This is a genomic window from Candidatus Hydrogenedentota bacterium, from assembly GCA_035450225.1.
Taxonomy (GTDB): domain Bacteria; phylum Hydrogenedentota; class Hydrogenedentia; order Hydrogenedentales; family SLHB01; genus DSVR01.
On sequence record DAOTMJ010000034.1, the window covers coordinates 1 to 24,644 of the forward strand.

Consider the following 24,644-nt stretch of genomic DNA (forward strand, 5'->3'; position numbering starts at 1 on the left):
ACGATGAACGATATGTGTGGGATTGATTCATTGTCGCGCCCTTTCAGGGCGCATGTTGCGCGGTACATTTTTCCCAGTACACCAATGTCGCGCCCTTTCAGGGCTGGCGACGGGAGGATCCGTTCACGTCCCAGGGCGTTGCCCTGGGCTACGATGTCGCGCCCTTTCAGGGCGCATGACGGTGACGGATTTCCGTTTCCCAGGGCGTTACCCTGGGCTACGATGTCGCGCCCTTTCAGGGCGCATGTTGCGCGGTACATTTTACCCAATACACCAATGTCGCGCCCTTTCAGGGCGCATGTTGCGCGGTACATTTTTCCCAGTACACCAATGTCGCGCCCTTTCAGGGCTGGCGACGGGAGGATCCGTTCACGTCCCAGGGCGTTGCCCTGGGCTTTGATGTGTTGGCCTTTCAGGCCAAAATCCGCGTCAATACCGGGAATGGCCGGGCAATGGCGAGTCACAATGTGTTGGTCCTTCAGGCCAAAACCCATGTCAACATGGAGAATGGCGGGGCGATGTTTTGGAAACATGGTAGATGGTTCCGAAGAGCGCCCTAAAAGGGCGCGACCGCATAGCGCAAGGCAAATGCGAACATGGCGAAAAGCCTCTAAGCGAGGAGACGGACAACGGGATGTTTCGCGTTAGACGCGCGAGAGGAGGGGTTATGACTCGCAGACGATGTGAAATGGTCTTGATGATGGCGGCGTTGACGTTGGCCGGGGCTGGATACGCCCAGGACGGCATCTCGAATGCGTTCGAATTGAACATGCGCCCGTATGAAGGAATCTCGAATGCCTTCGACGTGACCATGCTGGCGGGGGACGGCATTTCGGGTCCCTTCGATTTCAACACGTTGCAAAGCGCCGGCGAAGGGGAAGGGGAAGGGGAAAGCGAAGGCGAGGGTGAAGGTGAGGGTGAAGGCGAAGGCGAAGGATCGTTCATTGTTGACGGCACGGTGATGGATGCGCGCAACGGCCAATCGCTGTCCGGCGCGAACGTAACGCTGTTCGATTTCGCGTCGGGCGCGACGCGGGATTCGGCGCAGACCGGCGCCAGCGGCGCGTTCATGTTGTACGCGCCGAACACGACGTTCTACTTGTCGCTGCGCGTCGAGAAGCCCGGTTACGACAGTTTCGACTGGTCTCATTTTCTTGCGCCGGCGTACGTGGACGTTGAACTCTCGCCCGCGGCGCCGCCCGGGCCCGGGAACCTTCGCGCGTTGTCCGGCGCGAACGATATCTTGCTGCTCTGGGACGCGGTTCCCGTATCGGACCTCATGGGCTACCGCGTGTACCGGGCCACGTCCGCGGGCGGGCCGTATACGACGCTGACGCCCGGTTTCGTGGCGGGAACGCGCTACAACGACGCGACGGCGGTCGCGGGGCGCGACTACTGGTATTACGTGACGGCGCTCGACATGCAGACCCACGAGAGCGAGCCGTCTGAGGTGGTTACGGCGCGTGCGGGACTGATCCGGGTATGGATGCCCGGCGTAAACGGCGCGGCCGGCGAACGGATCCGCATTCCGATCAACATCGCGAATACAGCGGGGATCGGTCCGGCCCATCTGCGCATCGTGGTCTCGTACGATGCAAGCCTGATCGAAACGTCGAACATCACGGTCGCGCGCACGCCAATCACGGCGGACGTCGCGCTGAACGCGGACACCGCGACGGCGGGGCGCGTCGTCATCGAAACGTCGGGCGGGACGGCGTTCGCGGGCGAAGGCCGCGTGTTCGATCTGTATGCGACCATCCGGGCGGACGCGCCGAACGGGGCCTGCGGCTTGCTGCGTTTCACGGAAGCATCGTTCCAAAACGCCCTAGGGCAGGCCATTGCGGCGGACATTTCCGCCACGGCGCAGGCGTGTGTGTCGGGCCAGTGCAAACTGGGCGACGTGGACGCCAACGGCGCGGTGCAAATGGCCGACGCGTCGCTTGTGCTCAAGATCGTGGTGAAAAAAGTCGTGCCGCAGGGCTGCCAGACGACGTCGGGCGACATGAACGGCGACGAGCTGGTGGACAGCGCCGACGCGGTGATGATCATGCGCGTGGCGGAGGATCGCCCGATCAATCCGGCCCCGGGCGAGTTGCCGGTCCGCGGGCGCACGGTGCGGGTGTACATTCCGGAAGGGCTTTCGGCGACTCCCGGCGGGAGCATCGCCGTGCCGGTCATGATAGACGACGCGACGGGCTTGAGCGGCTGCGAACTGCTGGTGAGTTTCCCGCCGCAAACCGCGTCGCTCGTGCTCGACTCGGTCGAACCGGGGACGGCGGCGCTGGATTTCGCGTTCGACTACAATGCCGGGCCGGGCTTTGTGCGCATCGCGATGAGCCGCGACCTCGCGCTGGCGGGCGCGAAGACCGATCAAACGCTGGCTGTGCTCCATTTTACGGTGCCGGATACCGCACCGAAGAACGCGGAACTGCCGATCGCGCTCAACGAGGTCAAGCTGGCCGGACCGTTCGGCGAGAATTTTGCCTGGAACAACGACGTGCGCGGCACGGGGGGCGCGATTGCCGTGAACAGCCTCGTGTGCGGCGCGGTGGTCGTGGCGGTCGTGGACGACAAGACCTCGGCGCCCATCACGAATGCGTTCGTGCAGTTGAATCCCGGCCCGCCCTTCGCGATCACCCAAAACACGGGCGGCCTGTACGTGTTCGCCTGCGTCAATCCCGGCGCATGCCGCGCAATCGCGAACGCGCCCGATTACCAGACGGGCGAGGCCGATGTGGTAATCCAGGGCGGCGGCGTTTCGACCGTGACCGTCCGGTTGAAGCAGGGCGGCGGTGGCGGCTGTTTCGGCGGTACGCTCGAAAACGCGGCGTCCCCGTGCGGCGGCGATTGGCTTGTCCCCGTTTGTGCATTGATGGGCCTTGCGGCCATGGCCGCCGCGCGCCGCCAGCGCCTTTTCTCTTGTTTTGGCAGAAGCCCGTTGATATAAAAGTGGAGGATTGTTTGCGGTTGTTGCGCATTTTGTGCCTTGTTTCTTGCCGATAAGGAGCCACGTCATGAATGAATCGAAAACCTCCCGCCGTCGTTTTCTTGCCGCCGCCGCGACCGCCGGCGCCTTCACCATCGTGCCCCGGCACGTTCTTGCGCGACCGGGGACCATCCCGCCGAGTGAAAAGATGAACATCGCGGGAATCGGGCTTGGCAACATGGGACCGCACAACCTTGCGGAATGCGAAACCGAAAACATCGTGGCCCTGTGCGATGTGGATCGCGAGTGCGCCGCCAAGGCGATCGCCAAATATCCGAACGCGAAGTTCTACACCGATTTCCGCCAGATGTTCGACAAGGAAAAGAGTCTCGACGGCGTTGTCATCGCCACGCCCGACCATACCCATGCCGTCATCACCATGGCCGCGATTCAGTCGGGCCTGCACGTTTACACGCAGAAACCGCTGACGCACGACATCCACGAGGCGCGCATGGTGGCCAGAGCCGCGAAAGAAGCCGGCATCACGTCGCAAATGGGCAATCAGGGCCACTCGAAGGAAGGCATCCGGTTGATCTGCGAATGGATCTGGGGGGGCGTGATCGGCGACGTCCGTGAAGTGCAGGCGTGGTGCAGCCTGTCCTATTACCCCTTCGGGCACGCGCCTTGGAGTTCGAAATGGGACCATCGTCCGGCGGACACGCCGCCCGTGCCCGATTCGCTCGATTGGGATCTTTGGATCGGTCCGGCTCCGATGCGTCCGTATCATCCCGCCTACCATCCGATGGTCTGGCGGTGCTGGTGGGATTTCGGTTGCGGCATGATGGGCGACCGGGGCGTCCATACGCTCGACTGCGTCTATATGGCGCTCAAACTCGGCGCGCCGGAAACTGTCGAAGCCTCGGTGATGGGTGGCAACGAGGAAACCCATCCGCTCGCGGCCATTGTGACATTTGGATTCGGCGCGCGCCAAAACATGCCGCCCATCAAAATTACATGGTACGAGGGACTCGAACCGCCGCGTCCGCCTGAACTCGAAGAAAACCGAAAGTTGCCACCGGAAGGCGGGGTCCTGTTCCGGGGCGACAAGGGCACGATCATGTGCGGCGTTTACGGCGACAGTCCGAGGCTTATCCCCGAGTCCGCCATGCAGTCGGCCGATCTGCCGCCGAAAACGATTCCGCGTATTCAGGGATCGCATGAACAAAATTGGATTCAGTCCGCGAAGGAACGCAAACCGGCCTCGTCCGATTTCAGCTATTCCGGACCCCTGACTGAATTCGCCCTGCTCGGCAACCTCGCCCGGCGTTTTCCCGGCCGCATCCTCAAATGGGATGCCCCGTCCATGCAGGTCGTGAACCTGCCCGAAGCCAACGCATGGGTCAAACGTCCCTATCGCGCGGGATGGACGTTGTAACTCCTTTCCAGGGCGTCCGTTTCGTCTGATCCCACCACAGGCGAGTCATGCCGACAAGGCCAACCCAAGATATGCGCCCATCTATGCACAAAGGCCTTGAAAACACAATATATGGTATCAAATCTTTTTTCTTGCATATATATGGGAAATATGCTAGATTTCAAGTCGAAATATAGTGTGTGGTTGATTTGGGAACCTCAATATTTTGTGGTCATTGGGTGTGGCTAGGCATGCGCGGGAAGGCGTAAACAACCTTACCGGCGGCGAGGAGCGACCATGAAGACATGCAGTCTGCTTGTGTCTTTTCCAGCAATTCCGTTTACCTGGCGCACGTTGATGCCCCATCGTCGTCTTGCGGGTCTTGCGGCCGCGTTGGAGTCCGAGGGGCATGAAACGGGCATTTGCGATTACGGTACGCTGGAGACGCTGGAGCGTCTGTATCCCGGCGGTTGTCGTTCTTCCGTGCATGACATGGCAGACCCTTTTTTTCTTCATGCCCCGGCCGCGCCCTTGAAGGCTTTCGCGGCCTATTGGCGCCTACGCAACATGAATCGTGCGATTCGGGCCCGGGAACGGAAGCTGATTGACGAGACGGCCCGGATGATCGCATCACGGAAACCGCTTCATTTTGTGGCGATGATGATTGACGGTCCAGAGACGGTAGCCGGCGCGGTGGAACTTTCGGCGCGGCTTCGCGAATGGGCGCCGTCGGTGCGTCTTGCGGCAGTCGGCGCCTTTGTCGAACGTCATGCGGAATCGCTTCGCGGGGTTTTGTCTTCTTTTGATTGCCTGTGCATGGGAGATCCGGAGTGGAGCCTTTTGCAATGGGCGGAACGGCTGGATCATCCGGGTCTATGGTCATTCATCCCAAATCTTCTTTGGAAACACGGGGGCCGCAAACCCGAGCGGTTCGGCGTGTCCGAATTCGATGATTTTGCCGCGCCGGTGTACGACACCGGTCTGTATCCGGCGTTGGCGCCGGGGAACAAGTTGAACCTGTTCGAGGTGGAAATGGCGCGCCCATGTCCGGGTGACGGAACGCCACGGGCCCGTTCGACTCGTGCGGTATGCGATGAAGCGGGCCGCATTGTTTCGGATCAAGGCGCGCGGGTGTTGTGGTTTTCGGGCGAACCGCCGTCGGCTTCCCATGTCAGCGCCGTCGGCTATGAAATTCTGGCGCGGGGTCTGCAAATCTGGCACGGATGTGAAGGCGCGGTTTCACAATCGCGTCCCGGGACATTTTCGGCCTTGACGGCATCGGGATGCCGTGCCGTCGTGTTCGATATTGCGAGTGGCAGCCAGCGCTTGGCGAGCGATTGTTATGGAAAGACGTTTGGCATCAGCGAGGCCGAAACGGTCCTGCGAGCGAGCAAAAACGCCGGACTGTATACAGTCGCCCGGTTCCGTTATCCCGGCAGACACGATGATTATCATACCCGGGCCGAAACGCTGCGGTTTATCGGTCGCGTGCTGCCGGATGCCGTCGCAATCCTCTCCGCGAGCGACGGGGAATGTCCGGATGGCGGGCGCGGTTGGCGTCAAACGCGATCGGCCTTGCGCGCCCGGACCGGGCTGATCCGCGAGGCCGCCGGATTGGGCGTGTCCGTTTTCGTTGATGCGGAAACAGCGCTCATCGCGCGGGCGCTGGGACATGAAGGCCACGAGGATGACTTCGCTGCGACGAGCCGCCGCCGGTTTTTAACGGGCGATGTCCAGGGCGTCGCGGCGTTGATAGAACGATTCAACCACCGGACCGGCGCCTCGGCCAATACGGTCGCGCTGCGTCCTTATCGTCCGCTGCTGGCAGCGGTTGGAAACTGAGCGAGCGACATGACGGCACGAACGGGAGTGGTGATCACGGGTGTGGGCGTGCTGGCCTGCAACGGCCTTGGACGCGCCGCGTTCTGGGATGCGCTGAAAAAGGGCGAAAGCGGCATTCGAGAGATAGACCGATTTGATGCGTCGGAGTTTCCATGCCGGATTGCGGGTCAATTATGGGACTTCGATCCGAATGATTTCATGAAGCGAAGCGTGGTGGCGCATTGGCATCGCCATGTGCACCAAGCCGTGGCCTGCTCGAAACTGGCCGTCGAAGACGCGGAACTGGGCAAGGCCGGCTACGACGGCGACCGCCTGGCCGTGGCCGTGGGGACGAGCATCGGCAGTCCGAACGAGGCTTACGAGGCGCAGCAACAGGCGTATCTCTCGCAGGGATACCGAAAAGTGAGCAAACTAGCCAGTTCCGCCTTTTCGGGTCATTCGGCGACCGTGCATGTCAGCATCGATCTGGGTTTACGGGGACCGGCGATTACGATTGCGAGCGGCTGCGCCACGGGGATTGACGCGCTGGCTTGGGGCGTTTCGCAAATTCAGTCCGGGCGCGTGGACGCAGCCGTGGTCGGCGCGACGGAATCGCCGGTGTTTCCCATGTCCTTTGCGACGGCGTGTTCGCTGGGGATTCTATCGAGTTGCAACGATGCGCCGGACAAGGCGATGCGACCCTTTGACCGCAATCGTAGCGGCATCGTTCTTGCCGAAGGCGCCGTGGCCGTTGTGCTGGAGCGGATGGATCGCGCCCAGGCGCGCGGCGCCCGCCTGTTCGCGGAAGTCGCCGGCACCGGGGCGGCCGCGGACGCCAGCAATCCTCTGATCTTGGACCGGGAGGGAAAGGCGCTGTCGCGTGCAATTGATGCGGCGCTGCAGGATGCGGGCCTTGGACCGGACGATATTGACCATGTGCAGTGCCATGGCGTTTCACTGGAAATGTACGACCATTGCGAAACCAACGCCTACAAGCGTTCGCTGGGCGGGCGGGCCTACCGCATTCCGATGTCCGCGGCGAAGTCCATGACCGGCCAGGCGTACGCGGCCGGCGGGATGCTCGGCGTGGCGGCGGCGTTGATGGCGCTCGACGAGAGCGTCGTGTCGCCCACCATCAACCTGATGGATCCGGATCCGGTGTGCGACCTCGACTTCGTGCCCAACCATTCCCGGCTCAACGATGTGCGCGCGGCGCTGGTTTCGGCGATCAGTTTCGGCGGAACCTACAGCACCGCCGTGTTGCGGCGGGTCAATTAGATGTGTGGTGTTAGAGGAAACAATCCAGGACGGTCCCCGTTGAAAAAGGCTGAAGGCGGATTATGAATCTGGCCGTGAGCACGTTTCTGCTGTTGGTGTCGGCGGCGCTGAGTTGCGCCCTCGGCGGAATCGTGATTTTCCGCAATCCGTGGAAGCGGACTCACCGGCAATTCGCGATATTGTCGCTCAATCTGATGCTGTGGTCGCTCGGTGTCGTCATGATCATTCACAGCCGAACCGGGGCCGAAGCGCTTTTCTGGCTCAGAACGACCTTTATTGTGGCAAGTTTCCTTCCCGCGACCTTCTATCATTTCATTGTTTTCTTCCCGCATCAGCGTTTTGAGGGGCTTCGCGCCGTGTTGGCGCTGCTTTATGCGGGCGCTTTCGTGCAAATCGCAGGCACCTTCACGCCGTGGTATGTTCAGAGCGTTACGTTGCCGCCGGGCAAGGCCCCGCTGGTGGTCTACGGCCCCGTGTTTCTCGCCTATTCATTCTGGGTTCTCCTGTCCATGGCCTTCTCTTTCTCGGATCTCATCATCAAGCGGAGCAAGGCCACGGGTATCGAACGCCGCCAGATCGAGCACGTCCTGATCGGCATTTTCCTGACGACCACCTTTGCGTCGGCGACCAACGTTCTCGCGCCGGCGCTCAAGATCGGCTCGCTCGAGGCTTACGGCCCCATTTTCACGGTCGTGATGATGGGTTTCCTCGCGTACGCGATGATTCGCTATCATCTGCTCGACATCTGGCTGCTCGTTTCGCGCACCACGATCTACGCCGTTGTCACCGTGTTCGTAATAGCGACTTTTCTCGGCACGGTGTCGGTCGTGCACTGGGTGTTCAGCAGCGGCGGTCGCGCCGGCAATCTCTTCACGACGGTGCTGGCCGCGTTGATTATCGCGCTGGTGTTGCAGCCGCTGAAGGAACGCCTACAACTGTTCGTTGAGCGGACGGTCGTCAAACGGCGCTACGACACCAACGCCCTGTGTGCGCGCATAACGCAAACCGCCGCGAAAATGGTCCGGCTGGATGCGTTGCTGGACGCGATCGCGCGGGATATCCACGCGACGATGGGCGTGGACCTCATCCGGCTCCTGCTGATTGACGGGAAGGATCCCGGCATGCTTGTCACGGAATTCTCCACGCAACCGGGAGAAACAAGGAGCCGAAACGGCGATCAGGCCGCGTTGATCGCGTATCTGAAGCAAAACCCCGCGCCGCTCATCCTCAAGAAACTTCTCCACGAGCGATGCACGCCGGAGACCATGCGCATCGCGCGCCATCTGGCCGAACTCGACGCGTTCGCGTGCATTCCGCTGTGGTCGAGTTCCGGAATGGTCGGCATACTGACTCTCGGCGAAAAAAATTCCGGGGACATCTATTCGGCCGACGACATATTGGTGTTCGAGACCATTGCCGGACCCCTTGGAACGGCCATTGAGAACGCCCAGTTGTACTTCAAGGTCGAAAACGTGAAGATGCATCTTGAGCGCATTCTGGCCAACATGCCCAGCGGAGTGGTCGCGGCCGATGCGTCCGGCGTGGTCACCCATTTCAACGCCGGGGCGGTGGAAATGCTGGGTCCCGTGCGCGCGGGCCAGTCCATTGACGAACTGCCGGCGGAAATAGCCGGTGTCCTGCGTCAAACCATGGCCGATGTGCGCGGGGTGGGCGATTTTGAAACGGTGTTGTCCGGCCCCGGCGGCGAAACAATTCCGGTAGTCATCTCCTCGTCCTGTCTCGAAGGTCCTGGCGGAAGCCACGACGGCGCCTTGGTCATGATTCACAACCAAACCCAGATCAAGCGGCTCGAACAAAACGTCAAGCGCGCGGATCGCCTCTCGTCAATCGGTACGCTGGCGGCCGGCATGGCGCACGAAGTCAAGAACCCGCTTGTGTCAATCAAGACATTCACGCAATTGCTGCCGTCGCGCTTCGACGATGCCGATTTCCGCCGGACCTTTTCGGAAGTCGTGCCGCACGAGGTCGAGCGCATTGACGCGATCGTGAGCCGCCTGCTCAATTTCGCGCGGCCCAAGCCGGTGGATTTTTCGCGCCAGGATCTTCGCCGGATTATCGAGCACGTACTGGCGCTTGTCGAGAACCAGACCCGCAAGGCCGGCATCGAGGTGCGTGCCGATTTTCCGGAAGAATCCCTGTCCGTTTACGGCGACGAACAACAGCTTCACCAGGTTTTTCTCAACCTTTTCCTCAACGCGATTGATGCGATGCGCGCCTCCGGCGAGGGATGCCTGGCCGTTCAGGCCCGGTTCGATCGCGCGCGGTTGCGCGGCAACGGCCACACGTCGTTTCTCGAAACGGACTGTGTCCGCGTGACGGTGTCGGATACGGGCGCCGGCATCCTGCCGGAGCATGTCGAGCACCTTTTTACGCCCTTTTTCACCACCAAGGCGGAGGGCTGTGGTTTGGGTTTGTCGGTTGTTCATGGTATCGTATTGGAACATGGCGGGGAGATTGACGTAACGAGCACGCCGGGGGCGGGGACGTCTTTTACGGTGACGTTTCCGCTGTTGCCGGGCGCGGTCGCGACGCAGCCTTTGGAACTCCAGACATGAATGTCATACTGGTCATAGCGGATGAACGGGCGATTTGCGAGGCCATGCGCGCCGCCTTGCCCGAAACCGACCTGATCCTGTTCGAGGCCGGCGCGGAAAAGGCCGTGCGCCGCCTGAACACGATGCAGGTGGATGCAGTCGTGATAGACGACGGCCCCGGATTGGGCGCGCAAGCCCTTGGCGTTGTGCTTGAAGCCGCGCCATGGGCCGCCGTGCTGGTTTTGTCCGGCCGCGGCGATTCGGAGACACTGGCCAATTACACTTTGGCCGGCGCGCGCGCCTGCCTGCCGAAACCGTTTTCGTGCGAAGCCCTCCGCGCCGCCCTCGACCGCGCCATGCGTCCGCGCGTTCCACTGGCCGCGCGGGAATCCCGGCCGCACCGGCTGCCGGCCTTTGACCATGATCCCGTGCGCGAAGCCGGTGTGGGACGCCATCAGATGGCCTTGCGCTGGGTGGGCCGCGCGTCGAATTATCTCGATGATCCGAAACGTCTCGGGCAAAGTCTCGCGGATGCGCTGGTGGATATTTTCGACACGGTGCGCAGCGCCGTCCTCCTGGAAACCAACAGCCATGTCCGCGTGGTGGCCAGCCAGGGGCTTTCCGCCCAAGTGACGGGATCGTTGCTGCTTGGCTTCGGCAGCGGCATTATGCGCTGGCTGGAGGAGAACGGTTGCCTGTTCGACCGTCTTCTGCAAGCCGGGGCCGCCGAGGCCGCCAAGGAACTTCAAATTCTCGGCGCGCGGTTCGCCGTGCCGCTGGTCTGCGCGGGACGTGTCTGCGGGGCGCTGGCCATAGGCGAAAAGGCGTCAGGCGCCGAATACACGATGGAAGACCGTGAACTGTTTACGGTGCTTGCCCGCTGCGCGTCCGGCATCTTCGAGCGATCCCAGTCGCACCGGGATGCGTCGCACCGCCACCATCGGCTCAACACCGTTTTTGCCCATGTCCCGGCGGGTGTGGTGGTCGTGGCCGCGAACAAGACCGTCGCGATGATGAACCAGCAGGCCGAAAGCATCCTGCGGTTGCGCGCGGTGGACGTGCTCGGACGCAGCGTGCAGAAACTCGGCAGCGGTTTCGCCGACGCCGTTCTGCGGACCTTGTCCGACGGCCAACCCCGCGTAAACCATGCCTTCCACGATCCCGCGGTCAACGGCACCCTGCAATTGAACGTCGCGCCCATGGGCGCCGACGGCGTGGTGGTCCTCTTCTCGAAGGCGGCCGAGCCGACTGTGCAGGCCCGGGAAGTCGCCTACAGCCCCTTCTGGGAGCATCTTGCGGGCCGTGTCGCCCAGGAAATCAAGAATCCGATGGTGGCCATCAACACCTTTGCACAGCTTCTGCCGCGCAAATACGATTCGGAAGACTTTCGCGACGCTTTTTCATCCGTCGTCCAGAAGGAAGTCCAGCGGATCAACAGCGTGGTCGAAACGCTCTTCGATTTCGCACGAAAACCGGAGTTGATCCTGCGCCGGGTCAATTTGAACGAAACCGTTCGCGCCGTCCTGCATTCCTTTGAGGACGAACTGGCGCGACGGGCCATCAAACTCCAAGCGGAATGGGAACCGACCAGTCCCGAAGCCGATCTTGACGTTTCACAATTTCGGCACGCCATCGAACAGGTATTGCGCAATTCGATGGACGCCATGCCCGGCGGCGGCACCTTGAAGGTCGCGACACGCCGCAAGGACGATGCCTGCCAGATCGTCATCAACGACACCGGTACCGGCATTCCTCCCGGCGACGCGCCCAATATTTTCATGCCGTTTTACAGCACAAAGGAGCATGGCATGGGCCTTGGCCTTGCAACCGCCGCGCGCATCGCCCAGGAACACGCGGGGGATATCAATCTGGCCGAAAGTTCGGAAAAGGGAAGCACCTTTGTGATTTCGATCCCCGTGGCCGCGAATGCAAGTTGAAAAATGAAGGATGAAGGATGAAGGTTGAAAAGGGACAGAAGGAAAGAAAGGTTTCCTGTGCCTTTTCGCCCTTTATCCCCTGTTTTTCCCCCTTGCCAATGAATCCAAACGGCATTAGCCCGGGGTTGGCGTAAGTCCCATGCATACCATCCTGGCCATTGACGACGAGGCGGGTGTCCGGCAGTCTTATCGCGTAATGTTGTCGGATCAGTACCGCGTTTTGCTGGCTGAAAATGGGCGGGAGGGGTTGTCGCTTTTGGAGCAACGCCACGCGGATCTGATCCTGCTTGATCTGACCATGCCGCAGATGAGCGGCATCGCGTTTCTCGAGGAACTCGCACGCCGCGGCGAGGATATTCCGGTTATCGTGGTGACCGGGACGGGCAGCGTGGATTCCGCCGTGGCGGCCATGAAACTTGGCGCGCGCGAATATGTCATCAAGCCGTTCAATGTCACGGAAGTCCTGCTTGCCGTCGAACGCCTGCTGGCCGAACGACACCAGGAACTCGAACTGGCCGCGTTGCGCGAGGCCGGCGCGGCAGGCCATGTGCTGATCGGGGAAGCTCCGGCTTTCCTTCAGGCGGTCGAACGCGCCCGCCAGGCCATGGAGGTGGATTCCACCGTCCTGATTACCGGCGAAAGCGGAACCGGCAAGGATGTCGTCGCCCGCGCGATCCATTACGGGAGCAAACGAGCCTCGAAGACCTTTGTGCCGATTTCCTGCTGTGCAATCCCGCCGAATCTCGTTGAAAGCGAATTGTTCGGCCACGAAAAAGGCGCGTTTACCGGCGCCACCGAAAAGCGGCAGGGCAAAATGCGCGCCGCGGACGGCGGCACCCTTTTTCTCGACGAAATCGGGGAAATGCCCCTGGAAGCGCAGGGAAAATTGTTGCGCGTGCTGCAGGACGGCTGCTTTTATCCCGTCGGCAGTTCGAAATCCATCGAAGTGGACGTACGCTTTGTCTGCGCGACCAACCGCGTGTTGCCCGAGGCTATCGCGCAGGGGCTTTTCCGCCAAGATCTCTACTATCGCATCAATGTCATTCCCATCGAAATGCCGCCGCTGCGTCGCCGCCGCGAAGACATTCCAAGACTGGCCGCGCATTTCCTCGCCAAGCATGCGCCGCGCATTGACGCAAAGGCCGTCGAATTCGCGCCGGACGCCATGGCCGCGCTCCAGGCCTATTCGTGGCCGGGGAATGTGCGCGAACTCGAAAACACCGTGGAGCGGATACTGGTCTGCAACCGTGCACGCAAAACGATCGGGCGCGATTGTTTGGAAGGCATGCTGGCGGGCGCGCCCGTCACACCGGCCGCCGACGTGGCCGATTTCGATGGTCTCCCGCTGGACGAGGCCGTCGCCCGGCTTGAGCGCCGCCTAATCGGGCGCGCCCTCGAACGCGCCAACGGCGTGCAATCCCGCGCCGCCGAACTGCTCGGCACGACGCGAAGAATATTGAAATACAAAATGGATCAACTTGGCATGGCCGCGGAAACGGACACCGAAGGCTGAAAGCGAAAGGATGGGCGGGCACGCCGGTCGAGCCTGTCCATCGTGTCCATCCATGCTGCTCAAACCAGTCAAACAAGGAAGAATTCATGAGTCTGACCGTTGTGGGTTCGATTGCGCTGGATACCGTGGATACGCCGTGGGGCCGAAACGAGGAAGGCTTGGGCGGCGCAGCCACGTATTTTTCGCTCGCGGCGTCACACTATACCCGCGTGCATCTGGTCGGGGTGGTCGGAGAAGATTTTCCAGACGAGCATGTCGCATTGCTCCAGGGGAAGGGCATCGATCTGGCCGGTCTCGAAAGGGCGTCCGGCAAGACGTTTCGCTGGACCGGCCGCTATCACCACGATGTGAATCATCGCGATACACTCGACACGCAACTCAACGTCTTTGCCGGATTTCATCCGAAACTTCCGGAAACGGCGCGCAACGCCGAATTTCTGTTCCTCGGCAACATTCACCCCGCCCTGCAACTCGAAGTGCTCGAACAGGCGAAAGCCGCCTTCGTCGCCCTCGACACCATGAACCTGTGGATTCACACGACGCGCGACGATCTCGGAAAGGTTCTCGCCCGCGTGGACTGTCTGATTATCAACGATTCCGAGGTCAGGGATCTGACCGGTGAACACAACGTCGTTTTGGGCGCGGAGGCCGTCCGCGCGCTCGGCCCGCGGATCGTCGTCATCAAGAAGGGCGAGCACGGATGCCTGCTTTTCCACGACGATGGAATCTTCGCGGCGCCCGCGTTCCCGCTGCGCGATGTGATCGATCCGACCGGCGCGGGCGACACGTTTGCCGGCGGATTCATGGGCCATATCGCGCAAATCGGCAATACGGACCCGCAAACGCTGCGGCAGGCGGTTGTCCACGGCAGCGTGGTCGCATCGTATGCCTGCGAGGCGTTCGGCCCCGGCCGTCTGGCCGAAATGACCCCCTCCGACATCGCCGAACGCTTCAACGCGTTCAGGCGCCTCGTCGCTTTCTAAGAATACGCTGCCCGCCCATTGCCATTCCCGCCCGCGCATCGTATAATGCGCCCGACACGTTGGGAGGATGGCGCCATGTCAACGGAAGAAAAGGTTGCGCGCGCCGGCGAAGAACTCGTCAAGCGCGACGTGATTACGCGGGAGGAATTGGTCGAGGCCCGCGAGCGCGAGGCGGCGACCGGCACGCCGTGGTATCGCCAGCTTTTGCAGATGCGTAAAACCAGTTTCGGCATGCTGGAAGAGATCTTCCTGCGCGAATTTCACCCGAAATCCGTGCGGGAAGAACATAGCCGTCTCGGCGACACGCTTGTGGCGATGAAGATCATTTCACAAGAGCAACTGGCCGAAGCCTTGTCGGAGCAAAATCGCAACGGCCGCCTGTTGGGCAATATCCTGCTGGAAAAGGGCACCGTCACGCGCGAGACAATTACCCGCGCGCTGGCGAAGCAGTCCGGTTTGGAATATGCCGAACTGGCGGCGACGCCGAGCGATCCCGAAGCGCTGGAATGCGTGCCCGAAAACATGGCGCGGCGCAATTCGATGCTTCCGGTGCGTCTGGAGGGCGACAAACTGACCGTGCTGATTCCGCATCCGCAAACACGCGACGCCCTGGCGAGCGTGGGTGTCCTGCTGGGCAAGCGGATCTACCCCATTCTCACCAGTTCGGACGATCTCCGCTCGGAGATCACGAAACGATATCACGAGGCAAAACTGCGCATTGGGCGCTCCCATCAGCCCGCGCCGGCCGCCGGCCAGGAAATCAAACCCAAGGAAACGCTGTCAAAGGAAGCGAAGACCATGGAAACTCAAAAATCGTCCGACAAGGCCCGTTTCGAAGAAATCGCCCGCGAAGCCTCCGGTGTCCCCGTCATCAAACTGGTCACGACGATTATCGAGGGCGCGGTAAATTCCGGGGCGACGGATGTGCATCTTGATCCGCAGGAACCGGAGATGCGCGTGCGATACCGCATTGACGGGGTGTTGCACGACGTGATGAGCATTCCGGCGGACGTTCAAAACGCGGTGGTTTCACGCATCAAGATCATGTCCGACATGGACATTACCGAGACGCGCCATCCGCAGGACGGACACATCAGCATGGAAATCGCCGATTCGGAATACGACATCCGCGTGGCGACGCTCCCCACTTATCTCGGCGAACGTGTCGTGCTCCGCCTGCTCGACCAGAGCGCCGTGTTGGCGGGCATCAAGGATCTGGGGCTCGATTCGGAAGACGAACGCAAATTGACGGCTTTGATCAAGCAGCCCTACGGGATGATCCTGGTCACGGGACCGACCGGCAGCGGCAAGACGACGACCTTGTATGCGGCGCTGAACCAGAAGAACGTCATGACCGACAGCATCGTGACGCTCGAAGATCCCGTGGAGTACCAGTTGTCGGGGATCAACCAAGTGCAGATTGACGCGGACATCGATCTGACCTTCGCGAACACGCTGCGCGCGGCGCTCCGCCAGGACATAGACGTGCTGCTGGTCGGCGAAATCCGCGATCCCGACACCGCCCGCATTGCCATCCGCGCCGCCATGACGGGGCATCTCGTCTTCAGCACGCTGCACACGAACGACGCGCCGGAGGCCATTTCGACCCTGCGAAACATGGGCATTCCCTCGTACCTGATCGCCAGTGCCCTCACGGCGGTCGTCGGGCAGCGCCTTGTGCGGAAGATATGCTCCAATTGCAAGGAATCCTTTACACCGCCCAAGACGTTGCTCAAAGAGATCGGGCTACCGGAAAGCACCAAGAAACTGTACCGCGGAAAAGGATGCGAGATGTGTTATCACATGGGAAGCAAGGGCCGGACCGGCATCTTTGAAATTCTCGAAGTGACGCCTGAAATTCGCAAACTGATCAATCTCGACAAGTCCGTGGAGGAAATCGCCAAAACGGCCAAGATGAAGACGATGGCCGATCGCTGCCGGCTCAAGGTCAAAAACGGCATTGTCGCGCCCGAGGAATTTTTGCGCACGATTCGGGTATAGCGCCGCGTGAAACGCGCGCGATACGGCCGTTACTCCATGTAAAACACACCGAAGATTGGGCCATTCCGGCAGGGGGGATCGTTCTTTTACCCTTTCGGCAGGGTTTTCCAATAACCGCGTCCAATTCCAACGAATCCCGCGGCCATGAGCGCGAAACCGAGCACGGCGTCAAGCCAAAAGGCCATGGGATCTTTGACCCACGGCAGCACGCCCAGCATCAACAGGCCGATGGCGACGATGCAAAATCCCACGACCCGGAAGGGCGACATGATGCTCCCCGCATGTGCCATTGCGGCTTTGTCCTCTTCAAGGGCGCCGATGGGCGCCTCGAGGCGTTTCATGAACGCTTCGACGCGCCCGCGATCGGCGGAGGCCATCGGTTTCAGCAGGCTGGCGGCAGCCATGACGGTGAAGGTAACCAGCGCCGTGCCCAGGAACATGACAATCTCCATTTTGATCGCGAAGCCGCCGATGACCAGTTCAGACGCCTTAGGATGCCAGGCCAAGCCCATGAACGCGACTTCACGGTTGATGCGCGAGAGGAAGAAAAGGCCAAGTCCCACGCCGATTCCCGCGAGAAATCCGAGCACCGCACCCGTGTTGGTCATCTTGCGCGAAAGAAGACCGAGTAGCATCGGAATGGCGACGGGGGCCGTCGCGATGCCAAACAGCGTTACCATGATGCGGAACAAGTCCTCGGCTTTTCCCCGGGCCATCAGGAAGGCCGCGCCGAGTCCGATGACGCCGATGATCAGCGTCATTGCGCGCCCGACGGTCACCAGTTCGCGTTCCGCGGCGCGGGGCCGAATCAGGCGGCGGTACACATCGTTGGTGAGCACGCTGGCGCACACATTGTAGTCGCCGCTCAATGTTGACATGGTCGCCGAGAACATCGCAGCGAGGGCGAGGCCGAGCATGCCCGCGGGCAGCAGTTGCGCGCACAGTGTCGGATAGATGTCACCGGCGTCCGCGAGCGTGGGGATGAACTGTCGCGCGGCGATGGCGGGGAAGAACATCATCGGCGGTCCGATGATGTACAACGCCACAACCAGTCCGCCGACTTTCCGCGCGTCCTTTTCGTTCGGGACGCAGTAATAGCGCTGGATGAGCGACCAGTTGATGCTGCTCCATGCAAGGCTGTACAGCAACACGAGCGGAATCACATACGACCAGCCGAATTCCGGCGAGGTCAGGTTGAAAAAGCCGTCGGGCGAATTTTCGAAAATGTTCGAGAGGCCGCCCGCTTTTGAAATGGATAACGGCAACACAATCAGCAGGCCTGCCGCCAGTACGACGAATTGCACGAAGTCCGTGACCGATACCGCCCAGACGCCTCCCATGAACGTGTAGAGGAGCATGACGCCGCCCGCGCCGAGAATGCTGTAATTGATCGGTATGCCCGCGCAAATCGAAATGAACTTGCCTGTGGCGTACAGTTTGATCCCGTCGTCAATGATCTTGACCGGTACGCCCTGCCACGCGAACAGTTGCCGCAACACGGGCCCGTAGCGTGTTTCGAGGTATTCGACAGGGCTGTCAATCCGTGCGCGCCGCCAACGTGCCGCAAACAGGCCCGCGCTGAACAACGCGGCGGGTACGGCCACCCACAGCAACGTCACGCCGACCCAGCCGTGCCGGTAACACAGCGATGGATAGAACACGAATGCGGCCACGCTGAAACTCGTCATGTAGAACGACACGCCGCTCAGCCACCACGGGATCTTGTTCGCGCCCGTGAAGTAATCCTTCATGCCGCGCATGTGCCGGTAGAAGTACAGGCCGATGCCGAGCATGATGACAAAATATCCGCCCAGCATGACGTAATCAGGGCCGCTCAGGTGACTATATCCTTGTGAAGTCATGCTTTCCCCCGCTTCATATCTGACGTTGCAATGCCCGCGGTCTCAGATCTCGTGCTCGTGCTCCTAATCGTAATCAGGATTTGCTTTGTCCCAAATCCGCGAAAACCAAGGCGCTTCAAAGACATCGTCATTCCTTCTCTTCAGCAATTTCGCCGATTTCATTCACTTTCGATTACGAGCGCGACAAGAACGCCGCAAGTCGTGTACGAAGTACTTATTGTCCAATCCATGAAGCATGTCGGCATTCGGGTGCTATTTGAACGCGGCGATGGATTTCACGTACGCCACCGAATCCGCGATGGCCTGTTTTGTTTGCTCTTCAGTCAATTCGACGCCCTTGACGCCCTCGAATTCGATCGTTACGGGGCCGGCGTATTGGTGCTCCTTGAGAATCTTGAAGATGGCGGGAAAGTCCACCTTGCCGGTGCCGAGGGCCGGAAAATTCCACGACTCGAACTCGGCGTTGTGGTCCTTGATTTCAACCGTCGCGACATAGTCAATGATCTTCTTCAACTCGGCCACGGCCGTTGTGTCCTTGTTGTAAAACGTGATGTTCGCCGTGTCGAAGTTGATGCGGACATTCGGGTGATTGATCGCCTTCATGGTTTCGAGCTGGACATCGCCGTTCGTGCAGAGTTCCGGATGTGTTTCGAGCGAGATGATGACGCCGTGTTTTTGTGCGGCGTCGCCCGCACGGCGCAGGCGCTCGTAAACGACGGATTTCTCCGCGCCGTTGCATTTCGCGCTGAGAAACATGTACTTGACGCCCATCTTCCCGCAAATGGCCGCCTGCGCGCCCAGTTCATCCACGCACGCTTCCTTCGACAGGTCTGTGTTGCCGCGAACAACCAGCGGCGTCAGTTTGGCGTCTTTGAGTTTCTGGATCGTAGCCTCGACCTGATCCGCCGCGGGCACGGGAATGAACACGTAATTCAGGCCGATGGATGACATGTGGCTCAATGCCGCGGCCTCGTACTTGCCGTAACTTGCCGTTCGGCACGCGAGCGGCCACGCGGGGGCATCGTCCGCGGCGTTTGCGACAAAAACGGCAAGAAGAGCTGGCATAATTATGCTTAGAGTAGCCAATGATTTCATTTCCTCGATCCTCCGTTTTCTTCATCTTGTGCTCGATGCCATTCGCGGATACGGTTTTCGATTACGCGCACGAGCATGAACGCGAACGCGAGCACAAACTACATGGGAGTACAGATCACGCGAGCTCCTTCCGGTGCGCCCAGACCTTTTCAAACGCCTTCACATACTGTTCGACGAGTTCAGGGACTTCGGTCGTGAAATACGGCAGCGCCAGCGCGGTCGCGTTGGCCTTTTCCGATCCGGGCAATTCCGGAATCACCGGCTTGTGATGCCACCATTCATCCTCGGCATAGATCGCCAGTTTGTGCTGGAGCGTGTAACTCAGCGCGCTGGCGCGCACGCCCTCGGCGGCAAGCGCCTTGACGGCCGCCTCGCGCGTCATGCCCGCCTTCGCCTCATCAATGAACAGCATGTTCCACGAATAGTAGAGCCGCTGTACGTCCTTGCGTCCGCTGGTTTGCTCGGACAATCCGGGGAGTTGCAGGAGGGCGTCGTTGAGTTGGCGCACCTGCTTCGCTCCGGCCTCGTTGCGTTCTTCGAGACCCTTGAGTTGGCATCGCGCGAGCGCCGCCGCGAAGGGGTGCATGCGGAATTTCAATCCGAGCCCCGAACCTTTGTATTTCATGTACGGGCTGTCGGCGGGGATGCCCGGCATGTCGTAATTGCCGAACGCAGTGGCCCGCTCGAAATCCTCGCGGTTCTGGTAGACGCCCAATCCGCCTTCGATGGACGGCAAGGGTTTTGTGGCCTGAAAACTGTAGATGGCCATCCGGCTCCACGATCCCGTGTACTTGCCCTTGAGTTTCGCGCCGTGTGCATGCGCGCTGTCTTCGAGAACGATCAATCCCTTTTCATGGGCCCAGTCGTTGATCTCGTCCATATCCGCCGGAAGGCCGATCCAATGGACCGGCAGGATGGCCTTCGTGTCCTTCGTCAACCGTTTCTTGGCATCGTTCAGGTCGAGGTTGAGTGTCTGCGGGTTGATATCCACGAATACCGGAACCAGCCCGAACAGCCGCATCGGAACGATGGTCGCAAAAAAGGTATAACTCGGAACCATGATCTCGCTGCCGGGCGGCAGGTTCAGCGCAAAGAACATCGAGGCCAGCGCACTGGTTCCGTTGAAATGCGCCTTGGCGAACGGCACGCCGAAATGGCTTTTCCAATCTTCCTCAAGCCCCGCAATCGGATCGTAGGTCGGCCGCCGCACGAGTTCAAGGACCGCCTGTTCTTCCGCTTCGCCGTATCGCGGCCAGCGGGCGGCGTCCGAATCCGGTACGGTCACCGCTTTAGGCCCGCCTTGGATGGCCAGTTTCTCGGTGGAACCTTGGGCGGATACGTTTCCCGCGAAGGCGAGTCCCGCCGCCATTGTCCCTGTTGTCTTCAAAAAAGTTCTGCGCGTTGATTCGACACTTTTCATGGCAATGCCTCCCACCGTAAACAACCCGCGGCCTCTATTTCGCATCGGCCGCTTCCGTATAATAAAACGACGGGTGGTAAGTATCAACTGACATGAGGCATCGCGGAGGCTTGTCGGGCATGGTTCGGTTTGGCGTGACGCCACGGAAGGAAGCGGAATTGCGGGAACGCATGGACGCCTGCGGGCTTCGCGAGGAAGATCTCGACGAATCGTTCATGTCGTCCGGCGGCCCGGGCGGCCAGAAAGTCAACCGGAGCGCCACATGCGTCCGGCTTGTTCATCGTCCGACCGGCATCGAAGTGAAAATGCAGCAGGCGCGCTCGCAGTCGCTCAACCGCTTTTATGCACGCCGCCGCCTTTGTGAACTCGTCGAGGCCGTCCGGCTCGGTTCCGCCAGCCCCGCATCGAAAGAACAAGCGCGCATCCGCAAGCAGAAACAACGGCGCCGGCGGCGGGCAAGACAAGCGAACGGCATGGATTCATCCGCGTGAGGAAAAGATGTCCATTTCGCGCCAGCGGCCGCTCCGAAAACGGCGGAACAAAAGACCGCTCAGGCCGATGATGTAGGCCGTTGCGCCGATCCACGCGCCGACCGCGCCCCATCCCGCCGGAAACGCCAGGATCAGCGACAGCGGCAGAAAGAATCCGTAGGCGAAGGCAAGAGTCAGATAGAAGACATGGCGCGTGTCGCCTGCGCCGCGCAACGCGCCGAGCGCCACGATATTGATGGCGTCGAAGGCCTGAAAAATCGCGGCGAGGATCAGCAGTTTGTGGCCGAGAACGACGACGCCGGGATCCTGCGTGAAGAAAAAGGCGACGAGGCCCTTTCCGAAGAAGGCGAATACCAGTCCCAGAAGAAACATGTACACGCCGGCGATCCGCATGGCGGTGTAGGTGCGCGATGCGGCGGTGTCGTGCTGTCCGCGTCCGACGTACATGCCCACGATGGCCGCGATGCCTTGGTTGATGCCGAGGGCCGGCATGAAGCAGAGGTGCATGAACGCGATGGCCGCGTTGTGGGCCGCGAGCGACACGGCGCCGAAATGGCCGACGATGAAACTCGTGAAGATGGCCCAGTTGGCGACATCCATGAAAATCGTCAGGCCGGCGAAGAATCCGATGCGGCACAACTCGCGCGCGCGGACAATATCGAATCGCCAAACGCGGCGGCTGCCGTATGGTGCATGGACGCGCCCGCTCATGAACAAGGCTTGCAACAGGACGGCCTGGAAGGTCATGGCAAGCACGGTGGCCGTGGCCGATCCGGCGATTTCGAGCCGGGGCAGCCCGAAACGGCCGAATACCAGGCCGTAGTTCAGCACGAGATTCACGACATTGGCGGCAATGGCCGCGTACATCGGCACGCCGGGGCGGCCGATGCCTTGGAAGAATGACGCCAGCGCCGTCGCCCACGCCATCGGAAGGTAGCCGAACAACCGGATGCGGAAAAACGTCAACTCCAGTTCCGTGACTTCGGGGCTGTGGTGCATCGCGCGGAAAAGCGGCCCGGACAGCGGCCACAGCGCCACGGCCATGGCGGCCGCCAGCAATGACAAATAGATGCCTTGCCAGGTGTAGCGGGCGCAATTTTCCTTGTCGCCGCGCCCATAGCATTGCGACACGAAAGTGCTGACACATCCGACGATTCCGAACAGCAGGCATCCGAGCACATACGACCACACGCCCGCAGAACCCATCGCGGCCAATTCGTTTAGGCCAAGCCGAGACACGATGACCTGATCCACAAACTGCATGAGCGTGTACGAAAGCGATCCGAGGATGATCGGACCGGACATTCCCATCACTTCGCGCGCGCCCGCCCAACGGGATTCTGTCGGCGGCAAATAGGTCATGTGATATCCAGAGGTTGAGACCATCTATTGCTCGGATCGCGTGAGCAGATTCAGCACAACGGCCTGTAACGCCGAATTCCGATTCGGTACGGGCATTGGCGGCTCAGCCGAATCGGAATTCGGCGCTACGCTTTCGACTGATCGCTAAATTTACAAGATTTCGAGAGACGATATGGACATTAAGGCCGGGATGGACATGACAAAGAGAAAGATCATTGTGTTAAAGCGATGTCCATAATGTCCCATTCATCCATGCCGTCCGTCCCTCGTTGTTGCGGGCTTTGCGCCATGAGCTTCCGCGCGGAGCGCGGCGGCCAGTTCATCCGGCAGCGGAATGGACTTACGGGACGTCTTGTCCACGGCGACATGGGTGGTGTGGCACTTGGCGGCCAGACGCCCGTCCGGCGCAATCATTTCATACGCCACGGTGTACGATCGGCGGCGAATTTCGGCAATCGCCACGCGGATTTCAACGGCATCACCGATTTTCAGCGGAACGCGATATTCGCAGCCGGTCCGGATGACCGGCAGGATATACGTGCCCGCGTGCAGCATGTCGCCGAAACGGATGCCGCGCGACGCCATCATTTCCTCGTAGGCGTCGTGCGCGAGCGACAGGTAGCGCGCAAAAAACAGGACGCCCGCCGCATCGGCGTCGCGCAGCGTGATGGTGCGCACAACGGTATACATGCAAACTCCTCAGTTGCGTCCCAGGAAATTCCAGAAATTGCCGTCGAGCAGCCGGGCCGCGTCGCGGGCGATCTCGTTTTCTTCAATTGACCAGCCCGTCGCGATTAAATCGGCGTACTTGTCGGCGAGGACTTTCGCGATAATCGCGCGGCTGTGCTCCCATTTGTAGATGACCTGATCGAGCACGCGCGCGTCGGAATGCTGCGGCACGAAACCCAAGCCAAGCAGTTCCATGCGCATGCGCGTCATTTCCTCGATTAGGCTGGGATTGTTCAGGAACCACCAGCATCCGAACGGCATCAGGTTGCGGAACTTGCGCGCCGTGACGCACAACTCGTGCTGGTTTTCGCGGGCCAGCATCGTCGCCATGAACCGGTTGTCCGGGTACTGCGCGCAGATCCGCGCCACCGCGTCCACGTCCGAAAGGCCCACGCCGTCCGCCGCCAGTTTCAAGGCCGGATTCACGTTGCGTTTGACGCCGATCATCATCGCGAACGGCACGCCGTTGTCGCGGCCTGCCGGAAGCACGCACGATTCGATGATTCGCCCGCGCGGCGAATCGTCTGGAAACGCGAAATCCGGCGGAAACGACGCGGCCATATACAGCGCGCCCATCCGCTGCGTCCACTCGTCGAGCAACCGGCGGATTTCGGCGACGGTCTTCGAGCCCAAGCCCGGCTCCGTGTCGTAGCCCCATTCGCGCATCGTCGCACAGGCGCGGCCCCAGTCGTTGAGCAGCGCATCGAGGCGCAGCGCGGCGTGGAAACGCTTGTCGCCGGCGAACCCGTTCATCCACACGGGCCGTTCAAGCGGATCGAACGGGTCGTTGGTCATGACCACGCACTTGAGATTCGCGGTCTTCAGCACGGTATCCACATGATCTTCGGGCCGCCTGTCCATGAAATAGTCGCGATGCGTGTTCAGGTCGCGCTCGGTCATATCGAGGCCCAGCCGGTCGAGGGCCGTCAGCACGCCCCGGCACGCCTCGCTCATCGGTGATCGTTCAATGAACAACTCGCGCCAGATCAATTCGGCCTGCTGCTTCTTCGGGAGCGCCCAATACGCCTCGTACGGCATGTCCGACACGCGAAGGACTTCCGCGGCGAGATAGTGGTACGTCAGCATCTCGTCAATGCCCCACAAGAGCAGCGGACCGAACGCGGGCGCGTAAAGATGCGTATGGAGATCGGTTACCGGCGTCTGCGCGACGACCCGCGCGACGACTTCGCGGATGTCGGCCGTGTTCATGGATTGATTCATGGAATGTTCCCTTTCCTTCCGGGGGGTTATCATACC

The 24,644-nt window shown here is 60.8% G+C and carries 17 protein-coding genes; 10 read left to right on the plus strand and 7 right to left on the minus strand.

The window, feature by feature from the left end; translation table 11 throughout:
• Positions 1-494 (minus strand): hypothetical protein (locus P5540_15310; protein ID HRT66184.1); only part of this gene is annotated, 494 nt, incomplete at its 3' end.
• Positions 495-667: 173 nt separating this feature from the next.
• Here P5540_15310 and P5540_15315 point away from each other — a divergent pair.
• The 9 genes from P5540_15315 to P5540_15355 all read left to right on the plus strand — a co-directional run bounded on the left by P5540_15315 (position 668) and on the right by P5540_15355 (position 16,428).
• Positions 668-2,947 (plus strand): carboxypeptidase regulatory-like domain-containing protein, encoded by a 2,280-nt coding sequence (locus tag P5540_15315; protein ID HRT66185.1) that lies wholly within the window; start codon positions 668-670, stop codon positions 2,945-2,947.
• Between the two features lie 67 nt (positions 2,948-3,014).
• Positions 3,015-4,361 carry a Gfo/Idh/MocA family oxidoreductase gene (locus P5540_15320; protein HRT66186.1) on the plus strand — a complete coding sequence of 449 codons (1,347 nt, stop codon included), beginning with the start codon at positions 3,015-3,017 and terminating at the stop codon, positions 4,359-4,361.
• Between the two features lie 276 nt (positions 4,362-4,637).
• Positions 4,638-6,182, plus strand: a complete 1,545-nt coding sequence (locus tag P5540_15325; protein HRT66187.1) for a hypothetical protein — start codon at positions 4,638-4,640, stop codon at positions 6,180-6,182.
• Positions 6,183-6,191: 9 nt separating this feature from the next.
• Positions 6,192-7,439, plus strand: coding sequence for a beta-ketoacyl-[acyl-carrier-protein] synthase family protein (locus P5540_15330; GenBank protein ID HRT66188.1), 1,248 nt, complete (start codon positions 6,192-6,194; stop codon positions 7,437-7,439).
• A 62-nt stretch (positions 7,440-7,501) separates the two neighbouring features.
• Positions 7,502-10,015, plus strand: a complete 2,514-nt coding sequence (locus P5540_15335; GenBank protein ID HRT66189.1) for an ATP-binding protein — start codon at positions 7,502-7,504, stop codon at positions 10,013-10,015.
• Positions 10,012-11,931: an ATP-binding protein gene (locus tag P5540_15340; GenBank protein ID HRT66190.1), complete on the plus strand. Its 1,920-nt coding sequence runs from the start codon at positions 10,012-10,014 to the stop codon at positions 11,929-11,931. Before P5540_15335 ends, P5540_15340 begins: the two co-directional genes overlap by 4 nt.
• Positions 11,932-12,070: 139 nt before the next feature.
• A complete protein-coding gene (locus P5540_15345; protein HRT66191.1) occupies positions 12,071-13,444 on the plus strand; it encodes a sigma-54 dependent transcriptional regulator in 1,374 nt (457 codons plus the stop codon).
• Between the two features lie 86 nt (positions 13,445-13,530).
• Positions 13,531-14,427, plus strand: a complete 897-nt coding sequence (locus P5540_15350) for a PfkB family carbohydrate kinase (protein ID HRT66192.1) — start codon at positions 13,531-13,533, stop codon at positions 14,425-14,427.
• A 75-nt stretch (positions 14,428-14,502) separates the two neighbouring features.
• The gene (locus tag P5540_15355; protein HRT66193.1) at positions 14,503-16,428 is read left to right on the plus strand and encodes an ATPase, T2SS/T4P/T4SS family; all 1,926 of its coding nucleotides are present in this window, start codon (positions 14,503-14,505) and stop codon (positions 16,426-16,428) included.
• A gap of 86 nt (positions 16,429-16,514) precedes the next feature.
• Here the strand turns inward: P5540_15355 and P5540_15360 are convergent, their stop codons facing one another.
• The 3 genes from P5540_15360 to P5540_15370 all read right to left on the minus strand — a co-directional run bounded on the left by P5540_15360 (position 16,515) and on the right by P5540_15370 (position 20,805).
• Positions 16,515-18,290: a sodium/solute symporter gene (locus P5540_15360; GenBank protein HRT66194.1), complete on the minus strand. Its 1,776-nt coding sequence runs from the start codon at positions 18,288-18,290 to the stop codon at positions 16,515-16,517.
• 252 nt (positions 18,291-18,542) lie between these two features.
• On the minus strand, positions 18,543-19,385 hold the full coding sequence (locus P5540_15365; GenBank protein HRT66195.1) for a sugar phosphate isomerase/epimerase family protein: 843 nt from the start codon (positions 19,383-19,385) through the stop codon (positions 18,543-18,545).
• Positions 19,386-19,500: 115 nt separating this feature from the next.
• The gene (locus P5540_15370) at positions 19,501-20,805 is read right to left on the minus strand and encodes an aminotransferase class I/II-fold pyridoxal phosphate-dependent enzyme (protein ID HRT66196.1); all 1,305 of its coding nucleotides are present in this window, start codon (positions 20,803-20,805) and stop codon (positions 19,501-19,503) included.
• A gap of 92 nt (positions 20,806-20,897) precedes the next feature.
• Between P5540_15370 and P5540_15375 the strand changes: the two genes are divergently transcribed.
• Positions 20,898-21,296, plus strand: coding sequence for a peptide chain release factor-like protein (locus P5540_15375; GenBank protein HRT66197.1), 399 nt, complete (start codon positions 20,898-20,900; stop codon positions 21,294-21,296).
• Here P5540_15375 and P5540_15380 read toward each other — a convergent pair.
• The 3 genes from P5540_15380 to P5540_15390 all read right to left on the minus strand — a co-directional run bounded on the left by P5540_15380 (position 21,285) and on the right by P5540_15390 (position 24,608).
• Positions 21,285-22,658: an MATE family efflux transporter gene (locus tag P5540_15380; GenBank protein ID HRT66198.1), complete on the minus strand. Its 1,374-nt coding sequence runs from the start codon at positions 22,656-22,658 to the stop codon at positions 21,285-21,287. The genes P5540_15375 and P5540_15380 overlap by 12 nt on opposite strands.
• Positions 22,659-22,904: 246 nt before the next feature.
• A complete protein-coding gene (locus tag P5540_15385; GenBank protein ID HRT66199.1) occupies positions 22,905-23,348 on the minus strand; it encodes a thioesterase family protein in 444 nt (147 codons plus the stop codon).
• A gap of 9 nt (positions 23,349-23,357) precedes the next feature.
• Positions 23,358-24,608 (minus strand): glucuronate isomerase, encoded by a 1,251-nt coding sequence (locus P5540_15390; GenBank protein ID HRT66200.1) that lies wholly within the window; start codon positions 24,606-24,608, stop codon positions 23,358-23,360.
• Positions 24,609-24,644: the final 36 nt, after the last annotated feature.